This is a genomic window from Candidatus Jordarchaeum sp. (assembly GCF_052745115.1).
This window is the reverse complement of the sequence record NZ_JBRAKS010000155.1, coordinates 1-8,982: the sequence shown is the minus strand read 5'-3', so window position 1 is coordinate 8,982 and position 8,982 is coordinate 1. Positions and strand designations below refer to the sequence as shown.

At 42.2% G+C, this 8,982-nt stretch carries 8 protein-coding genes; 5 read left to right on the top strand and 3 right to left on the bottom strand.

Features of this window, described 5'->3' with window-relative positions; translation table 11 throughout:
* Positions 1–130: 130 nt before the first annotated feature.
* Positions 131–826 (top strand): DNA/RNA nuclease SfsA, encoded by a 696-nt coding sequence (sfsA, locus tag ACUVXA_RS11755; protein ID WP_445871458.1) that lies wholly within the window; start codon positions 131–133, stop codon positions 824–826.
* 28 nt (positions 827–854) lie between these two features.
* Here the strand turns inward: sfsA and ACUVXA_RS11750 are convergent, their stop codons facing one another.
* The gene (locus ACUVXA_RS11750; protein ID WP_445871457.1) at positions 855–1,547 is read right to left on the bottom strand and encodes a hypothetical protein; all 693 of its coding nucleotides are present in this window, start codon (positions 1,545–1,547) and stop codon (positions 855–857) included.
* Positions 1,548–1,770: 223 nt separating this feature from the next.
* Between ACUVXA_RS11750 and ACUVXA_RS11745 the strand changes: the two genes are divergently transcribed.
* The 4 genes from ACUVXA_RS11745 (at position 1,771) to ACUVXA_RS11730 (ending at position 5,518) form a co-directional block, all read left to right on the top strand.
* The gene (locus ACUVXA_RS11745; protein ID WP_445871456.1) at positions 1,771–2,475 is read left to right on the top strand and encodes a PHP domain-containing protein; all 705 of its coding nucleotides are present in this window, start codon (positions 1,771–1,773) and stop codon (positions 2,473–2,475) included.
* Between the two features lie 21 nt (positions 2,476–2,496).
* Positions 2,497–3,207, top strand: coding sequence for a PHP-associated domain-containing protein (locus ACUVXA_RS11740; RefSeq protein ID WP_445871455.1), 711 nt, complete (start codon positions 2,497–2,499; stop codon positions 3,205–3,207).
* Positions 3,208–3,424: 217 nt separating this feature from the next.
* Positions 3,425–4,114, top strand: coding sequence for a hypothetical protein (locus ACUVXA_RS11735; RefSeq protein ID WP_445871454.1), 690 nt, complete (start codon positions 3,425–3,427; stop codon positions 4,112–4,114).
* 240 nt (positions 4,115–4,354) lie between these two features.
* On the top strand, positions 4,355–5,518 hold the full coding sequence (locus tag ACUVXA_RS11730) for a hypothetical protein (protein WP_445871453.1): 1,164 nt from the start codon (positions 4,355–4,357) through the stop codon (positions 5,516–5,518).
* Positions 5,519–5,617: 99 nt separating this feature from the next.
* Here the strand turns inward: ACUVXA_RS11730 and ACUVXA_RS11725 are convergent, their stop codons facing one another.
* Entirely contained in the window at positions 5,618–8,098 is a 2,481-nt protein-coding gene (locus ACUVXA_RS11725) for a glycoside hydrolase family 2 protein (RefSeq protein WP_445871452.1), read from the bottom strand.
* A gap of 136 nt (positions 8,099–8,234) precedes the next feature.
* Positions 8,235–8,982, bottom strand: a 748-nt coding sequence (locus ACUVXA_RS11720; protein WP_445871451.1) for a DUF169 domain-containing protein, incomplete at its 5' end; no start/stop codon positions are given.

Here is an 8,982-nt window from a genome sequence, read left to right as displayed (position 1 = left end):
AAACCTTCATAAGAAAACTGGAAAAATCAGCCACAAAAATCTTATTTAAGAGCGTACTTATTTTAATCAGAGAGATATGATGGAATATAGTGTTTAGGTTGAATTAATCACACTTATTGAAGTGCTTTTAATGAGGATAGTTGATAGTACCATTGAAGCCTTCTTTAAGGAGAGGGTTAATAAATTTCTCACCGTTGCGGAGGTAAATAGAACTAGTGTACCATGCTTTCTGCCAGACCCAGGCAGATTGGAGGAGTTACTTTATCCTGGTGTGAAGGTACTTCTTGCGGATAGGACTAAAAAGTACAGGAAGACCCGTTACGATCTGATTGCGGTTTATCATAATGGCCAGTTGATATCTTTGGATTCTCGAATACCAAATAAGTTGATATTTGAAGCCTTAAAAAACAAGAGATTAGACGAGTTCAAAGAATATTTGACTATTATTCCAGAGTACAAATTCTATGATAGTAGAATTGATTTTATGTTGGATAACGGAGACAAAAAGTGTTTACTAGAAGTTAAATCGTGTACTACGGTCATTAACGGTGTAGCATTGTTTCCTAGCGCTCCCACTCTTCGAGGCCGGAGACATCTGATCGAGCTTATGAAGGCATTTGAGGAGGGTTACAGGAGCTGTATTCTTTTCGTGGTGCAGAGAACAGATGCTAAGGTTCTACGTCCCTATGATTTAATCGATCAAAAATTCGGTGAAATACTAAGAAAGGCATATAACCAAGGTGTAGAGGTTTACGCATATTTTTCAGAATTTGTGGGAAAAGAAATAACTATTCGGGGAAAAATTCCAGTAGATTTAACTTTATGATAAAAAAAGGAGAAATTTTGGGTGGCGTTTAGATTTCGAATATTCTCCCTATACATTCGGGATTATCGAATTTTTCTAGCCTATAGTCGAAGTGTTTCTTTGTAATGATTTCTAGACTAGCGGCGTTATCTATCAGATTTACGCATTCCGAGCCTCCGACCATGCGTGATATTCCCTCCTTCACGAAGGCTCTGCAGGCATCCTTGAAAGGACAGTCAGGTACTACCATGGTTACACCATTGTTTTCTTCTCTGATGAAGCGCATTGGAATAGTTGTTTTAGCAGCCTTTCCTATTTCCGAAGACTTCTCAATAGCTTCTAATGCGTCTTCTGTGGTTCCGATTACGCTGTTCAGCAGGCTACTGCTCTCAAGTATGGCTTTCATGGCGCTGTAGGCTGCTCTTTTAGCTCCTGACGCGGTGGAGCCTTGGAGTTTGCTTTCTGCTTTGGCTATGCCGTAGATTAGGGAGTTGTATCCGTTAGGGTACTTGCCGAGATTTGTTATGATGTAGTTGGAAACATCCTCTAATCCCCGGATATTTTCGGGCGGTTTTTCGTTTAGCTTCTCCGCCTCGAACTCAAGTGCGTGCTCTGAAACCATTCGTGTGAAGATAGGCCCAAATAGCTTCTCAGTTTCCTCGACCGCAAATTTTATGAAAAAAACAGCGTTCTGGTCATTGAACTCGCCATCCAAAGTAAATTCATTTTCACCATCAGGCATAAAAAGCTCACCTTCTATTTTGAAGTAAATATTCCCTCATTTTCATGTTGTTGGTCATAGATTATAGTGTAATAAGTGTGTTATATATTTTTTGAGTTTAAAAATTAGCTAGAAAACCATTCTGCTCAAAATTATTTTTTTCTTTGGAGATAATTTTCATGCACAAAATTATTTAGTAGGGGGTTGTTAGGTTTGGAATGTGAGATTGTCTAGGTGATACTAAATGAAGAAATTCGATTTTCACACACATACCTGCTGTTCTAAGCACTGGATCTGGGGCGTAGACGGCTTAAGCACACCGAGAGAAATTGTGGAAACAGCTATCAGCCGAGGATTGGACGGAGTTGCGGTTTCCGATCACAACACCACTAGAGGCGGCTTACTCGCCGCAAAAATCGCTAGAAAAATCGATAAGAATTTCCTGGTAATACCCAGCATAGAGGTGAAGTCCAAGAGCGGAGATGTCCTCGCAATAGGTGTGCTAGAAGAATTAACCATTAAGAGCAGATCCTTGACCGCCGCAGAAGCCGTGGAACAGATGAGAGAGAAAGGTGCGGTAATAATTGCGCCCCACCCCTATGGCAGAGAGGGACTGGGCTCACTTGTGGAGAAGTTAAGATTTGATGCACTTGAGGGTTTTAACGCCCATATTCTCTCACGCTACAATAGGAAGGCAAAGGAATTAGCCAAGAGATTGAAGTTACCAATGGTGGCAAGCAGCGACGCCCACATCGCAGAAGAAGTGGCAAACGGGATAACCGGCTTAGATATTAATGAACTCTCCATAGACGCGGTGAAGGACGCCATAAGAAGGGAAAAAACAAAAATTATTCAGGAAAAGCATACAAAAAGCATGGGCCGCATCTATTCCAAAAAAATAGGCTTACTATTTCATGTTACAAAACGCCCCCCATGTGATGAAATCTGAAAAGCTTTTGCTGGCGATTATATGAAAAAAATGGATCTGCACATTCACACCACCTGTTCCCAAAACCGGATTTGGGGGCCAGATGCGGTAAGTACTCCAAGACAAGTGGTTAAAACAGCAATCAGGAAGGGGTTATCCGGCATAGCGGTGACAGATCACGACACAGTGAAAGGGGGCTTAGTGGCTTCAAAAATAGCAAAAAAACTAGATAAGGATTTTCTAGTAATACCAGGTATCGAGGTTAAATGCAAAAACGGAGACATTATCGCACTAGGATTAAAAAATAACCCCAAGGGCCATATGGGTAACTTTACCGCTATTGAAACTGTGGAAATACTAAGGGACATGGGTGCTCTGGTTGTTGCTCCCCACCCTTTCGGTTGGGGAGGAGTTGGAAAACATTTGGATAATGCGGATTTTGACGCAGTTGAGGGATTTAACGCCAGTCAATTGAAATGTGTTAACACCAGAGCAAAGATGGCCGCCCATAGATTGGGGTTACCCATGGTAGCGGGTAGCGACGCCCATTACCATAGGAATGTTGGGAACGGTGTAACAGCAGTAGACTGTAATCAGAATAATGTAGATTCAATATTAGCAGCAATTAGTAAGGGAAAAGTAAAAATCTATCAAGAAAAGCGAACAAAGAACAGAGTGATAGTATACAGTTTTAGAATGGCAGCATTTTTAAAAACCATTCTTGGCAAACCTCCCATCTGCAATGAATATTAAAAAATCAACATTAACAAAAAAAATGGTGAGGGCATTCAAATCAGAATCTTCAGACTTTTTCATTCTCGCAGCCTCCCATAAAAAGCCTTTACTAAAATTTAAATACATTCATATTAATTATATTATACAAACTGGTAACAATTTTTTTAAAAAATTCTAAGACCAACAACACAAAAAGCAAAATAAACCTTCTAAATCTCTGGAAGGTGGGACTCTTATGTCTCTGAAAAACGAAATTATTGTCGATACAGTGCCCGATAGCCAAATCAGCGTAATCTTTGTAAAAAGTGCAATAGAAGAAAACGAAAAAATATACGGACCCATTTTCACTCGGATAGCATCAGAACACGCACTACAATTCGAAGCAGAAAAACTGATGGATAAGCCTCCAGAAAACATCCAAAACCTACAGGAAGTAACCAACTACATCATAAACAACTTGGACAAATATCCCAACGGATACTGCGCCCTAATGTACGGAATCGCTAAAGCAGAGAGTAAACTCCAGGGCTCCACCGGGGCTGGATCCAAAAGATCTGCCTTCAGCGCCATGAAATCCATAATAGAGTCAAGCGGCATGCTAAACAGTGTAATCGGAACCACAGGAGACTTATTCGAAGCCCTAGACAAATTCGAAGAAATAGGAAAAATGGTCAAAACAGCCATCCCACTACGCTTCATAAGAGGAGAAAACAACGAAGTAACCATGGTGTCCAAAAACTGCCCCTACAAGGACGCCTGCAGAGCCTTCATAAACGAAGGAATAGGACGCCTAGTCGGAGGCCAGGAATGCATAAATATAATATGCCACGCAGCCGTCGCAGAAATCATCACAAAAAAAAGATTCGACTACAAACTATACGAATTCGACAAACCAGAATGCAGAGGAAAAATATTCGAAGTCTAAAAAACACCGTTGCTCTGCAATATTTTTTCATTTTTTTAAAAATTGGGATTTTTATAGCGGATATTACAAAAATTGAAGAGCGATAGTTAGGAACTTAAAAAAAATAAGATCTCCTAAACTATCTACTAATTTCTAATGATAGAATTTTAAAAAAATTTATAATATAACAAAGCAATAAAAAGCAATAAAACAGAAATTCGAAATACGAATAGAAAGGAGTAAGATGGAGGTAAAATAAAAATGGCTCAAAAATGGAGAATGGTAACTACGACAACTGACGTAGCTGACTGGTATAGTGGCTTTATTCCTGCGGCTCTTAGAGCTACGGCTGAGGGTAAAATTCCGGAGACCGTTGCATTTTATTATTTGGATAAACCAGCGATTTTTCTACAGCGTTACTGCGATGTTTTGAGGGATATTAACTATGATGTTGCGGTCAAGAATGGTATAAAGATTACTAGGGGCATTGTGGCTGGTGGTGGTGTGATTTATGCGGAGCCTGGCTCTGAGCCTTTTGTGGGTTTGGTTTGGAACAAAGATAAGCATCCAGAATTGCCGCCGTCACCAGATTTGGTGCTAATGAAAATATTGGGCGCGGGTGCGGATGTTATTAGCGAGAGGTATAAGATTCCGGTACGCTACCGCCCGCTGAACGATATGGAGATCTGGGACCCTGATAAGAAGGTTTGGAGAAAGTTTATGGGCTGTGGCTCCTCGGGACTTTTCAACGCGATGGGGTTTGCCTGGTTTCCGAATTGTGTTAAGCCTACTGATATGATGGCTAAGGTGTTGGTTTCTCCGGCGGAGAAGTTTGCGGATAAGGTTCTTAAGGATGTGATGGAGAGAAGTTGGAATCTTGAGGAGGCGGGTGTGTATCCGGATGGCTTGGAGCAGATAGATGAGATTAGGCAGGACTGGATTGAGATTACTCTGGAGACCTTTAAGAAGGCTTTCGGCATTGACGTTGAGGAAGGAGAGTGGCTAGATTTAGAGTTACAGTACGTGAAAGAGTTTACGACCATGTTCCATTCGGAGCAGCATATTTTTGCTCGGTCTGCGGAGAAGAAGTTTGAGGAGATTCCTCCAGGCACTAATCTGGGAAAAGCGTTTCTGAAGATTTCGGGAGGACCTTTGATTAGGGCTTATGTTTTACGAGAGGGAGATACTATTAAGGACGTGATGTTTACGGGAACGTTGCAGATGGCTCCAGGGGATGCTTTAGAAAAATTGGAAAAAGAGCTTATCGGTTTGAAGATCGATAAGAAAGCGATAACAGAAAAGGTTCAGTGGATGTTCCAGAAGGACGGCATGTATCCAGGCGGTGTTCAGATAGGTATGTTAGAGGCCTCTCAGCTCGTAGACATTATTATGCAAGCAAGTAAGCAAAGTTATGAAGATCAATAAGACAAAAATATGCGAATATTTATTTGGTCTCAACCACTTTTTTATTCTTTTTTATTTCAAAAACTTTAGAAATTTTGTATATACTATTTTTCTATTTTTCTAGGGTGATGTTATTAGGTGCATTCCGGGGCCTGGTGACCAATCGTTTGGTGCTACTAGTATGTGGGCCCAGTTTCTTTCTTTGAGCCCGCTTTCTTCTTTCCATTTCAGGGTTAGGGTGTATGATTTGAGTTCGGCTTCAGGGGGTGTGGTGAAGGTTATGGTGATGATTTTTTTTACTGTTTCGGGTTGAATTTGGAATTCGCCTTCTTGTTCAAGGAGTTTTTCCCTGGTTTCGCCTGCGGGTATGGCTACTAGGTGGCGTTCCGATGCGGGCAGAGTAGTGCCTCCAAGTTTTGCAGCTTCAGGGTCACCTTCAATGACTATGCTCTGGCTTACTCGGTTTAATTCTACTTGCCATTTTCCAGTTTTTATGCTTAGGTTATCGTTCACCATATAGATGGGAATCTTTAGTTCCGTGCCTGGTGGAAACACGGTGTTTTCTAAATCCGCTATCATTATTAGAGGTCTTTGCGCTTGAGTTAGCCACTTGTAGGCTAGTTTGGGGTTGCGGTAAGCATCCACCAGGCCTCCTCCGGCGTAGCCGAATTCTGGCCACCAGTCTGAGAAGAAGTGCCAGCGTATTGCATTGTAGGGTTGTCCTCTGCGTGAACGGAAGAATTCAGTTTGATATTTTGCCAAAAAAGCGCCGTAGAGCTGGGTTCCCACTATCCAGTATATAAGGCTGGGGTAACGGTTGGGTGCACCGGTGAAAGTGCAGGTGGAGCCGAAGAAGCTTAGGCGACTCGACCATTCTATAAGCTGGTCCTCGTCCGGTGGCCAACCAGTGTCTCCGTATTTCACCGCGTTTTCGGCGATGGACCAGAAACCGTATTCGGAAACAAATCCGGACTTTCTTTGACGGCAATCGTAAAGGGAGCCCCCATTTAGGGATCCATCGTACACGTGAAGGTCTTCTCCTATGCCTGATGATCTGTGTACTGGTCGGCTTTGTTCCACTTCTTGTAGCCTTTGCTGTAGTTTTTCGTCGAGCACTAGGTTTCCTTTATCCTCGTCGGGTTCGGCTTCAAAACCGGAATAGAATTGTGCTGGGGGTTCATTGTGGCATGCATAATATACTACGGATGCGTGATTGTATAGGTGGTAGGCCATTTCGGCTATCATTTTTTGGGCCTTTTCTACAAATCCCGGATTGGTTTTTTCACCCGAATCATACGCCCATTGGAGTGGAAAATCTTGAAAAACCATTATTCCTACGTCATCAGTAGCTTCGTAGCATGGAGGGCACTGGATGTGGGCGTGAATACCCACGCTGTTCAGGTTTGCTTTCTTGACCATTTGCATGTCTTGATGGTAGAAGTCGTAGTCCACATCCGCGAAGTGTTGGCGGGGTATGTAATTGGTAGCCTTTATAAAAATTGGACGCTCATTTAGGTTAAACACCCAAGGATCGTGATCCAAGTGGACAGTACGTATTCCAAAGTGCTCGTGGATTCTGTCTGAGAGTATTTTTTCGCAAACTGCTTCTATTGTTAAACCATAGGTGACTGGCTCACCGAGTTCGCCGTGGGAGCATGGCCACCACAGAGCAGGTTCGGGAATTAATAGTTCTAGATCAATTCGGTTCGGTCCTGGTTCCAGCTCGGTAGAGAATGCTAAGACTACGTGTTTTTTCTCTTTAGACTCTTTTTCCTTGATCGGTATATAAAGATGAATATTGAATGCTGTTTGTTTTTGGTTTTCCTGTCGGTTGGTGGCTACTATGGCGAGATGGACTCGCCCCTTAAGGTCTAATGGTGTGGCGAAGAACTTGTCGATTCTAACTGGTCCGGTGAATTTTAAATACACCGGTTGAGTGATTCCCCCGGTGGTTAGGCTTTGCCCCCATTCCGATGACCAGCGAGGAGATGTGGTTCCGGGTAATCCCCCTGGTCGGGAATCATGATAATTCATTGTTCCTTTTATATACTTTTTGTATTGTTGGAAGAACCATTTGGTTGGATCCAAGTTTTCACAAGGATCTTGCACTTTTATTGCCAGAATATTCTTTTCTTTAAGTTTTTTAGAAATGTCAAATGAGAACGGTGCAAAGTAACCCTCATGATGACCTAGGTGTTCACCGTTTAAGTGCACGTCTGCTAGGTAGTCTACTCCTTCAAAAATTAAATCTGCAAAATTGAAACTTTTAACCCGTATCACTCGGCGGTACCACACTGGGTCATAGAACCTTTGCAGTTCACCATCCAGACCAAAGTTATTGGGAACCTTAACTTGAGGCCAATCAAAGTCGTCAAAATCCGGCTTAGAAGGAGAATTCCCTAAATCGCCCCTATCTGCAAGACGCCTCCATACTCCACCTAAGTCAATGAGCTGATAATTTGAATCTCCGTAATCCACGGGTTCCATTATCTTTATATTAGTGATAGATACTGCCTCGGAAACTGGTGTAAAAACCGAGTGCTCGGTTACTGGTATACCTTGGGGAATAGTCTCAGAAGCAGTTTTTAGTTTAAACTCCATCTCTTCTCTCCTCCACAATATTATATAAAGTAAATTAAGAACATAAATACTTCTAATAATAAGATTATAGATGCATTTATTATTTTTTACCAAAAGAGCTATTATCCTATTCCCACAAAAAAATGGGGATGGTTTGTTAGGTTTTTTTGATTTTCCCTTCGAGTATGGTCCAAGCGGGTACTGCGAATGGTTCGAAAAGTAGGTAGGTGGGCACCGGATATCGTAACCCCACTCCTTGACCCGGCAACTCAATTATGTCCGCTACTTTCTTTAGATCTTCAAAAGGTGTCGCCCATATTACCTCATCGTCGGCTGCCATGGCGAATACGCGGTCTCCTCCGCCGGGAAGATATATTCCCGTTTTTTTATCCTTGTACACTTCAATTCCTGCTCTACAGGACTCGGCTACACCAGTGTATGTGGAAGTAACCTCTATTTTCCTGTATACGGCGGCTTGAACTAAACGCCAGGCTTGAGACGGGTCACAGTAGATGAGAACAGTATCCGGTTTTGACTGAAACATTCCCAGAGGAGCGGAGTACATTCCCTCATGCTCACCGAAAGGCAGTATGGGAATTTTTTCCACCATTTTTTCTAATGCCTTATCGTCTTCTCCATACCCCATGGCCTTCATAGCTTCCACTACGGCGTTTGGATCAGTGAGTTCAACTAAACCATACATTAGTGAGGAAGGAACACATTTTATGTCTTCATTTGTCAGTCCCATAATCCAACCGAATCTTCTGGAAATAGATATCGCTTGACAGGTAGCCATTCTAATGCCGAAATTTTTTGTCGGACGCATCGTTCCATCGGGAAAATCCTCAGCACTTTTTACAAATTTAACTCCAACAGGAAGTGTCTTAAGTCTCAAAGTATTGCTT

What these genes read in the sequence shown, in the direction of transcription:
- sfsA (WP_445871458.1), top strand. Translation starts at nt 131, where the DNA reads ATGAGGATAGTTGATAGTACCATTGAAGCCTTCTTTAAGGAGAGGGTT.
- ACUVXA_RS11750 (WP_445871457.1), bottom strand. Translation starts at nt 1,547, where the DNA reads ATGCCTGATGGTGAAAATGAATTTACTTTGGATGGCGAGTTCAATGAC.
- ACUVXA_RS11735 (WP_445871454.1), top strand. Translation starts at nt 3,425, where the DNA reads ATGTCTCTGAAAAACGAAATTATTGTCGATACAGTGCCCGATAGCCAA.
- ACUVXA_RS11725 (WP_445871452.1), bottom strand. Translation starts at nt 8,098, where the DNA reads ATGGAGTTTAAACTAAAAACTGCTTCTGAGACTATTCCCCAAGGTATA.
- ACUVXA_RS11740 (WP_445871455.1), top strand. Translation starts at nt 2,497, where the DNA reads ATGAAAAAAATGGATCTGCACATTCACACCACCTGTTCCCAAAACCGG.
- ACUVXA_RS11730 (WP_445871453.1), top strand. Translation starts at nt 4,355, where the DNA reads ATGGCTCAAAAATGGAGAATGGTAACTACGACAACTGACGTAGCTGAC.
- ACUVXA_RS11745 (WP_445871456.1), top strand. Translation starts at nt 1,771, where the DNA reads ATGAAGAAATTCGATTTTCACACACATACCTGCTGTTCTAAGCACTGG.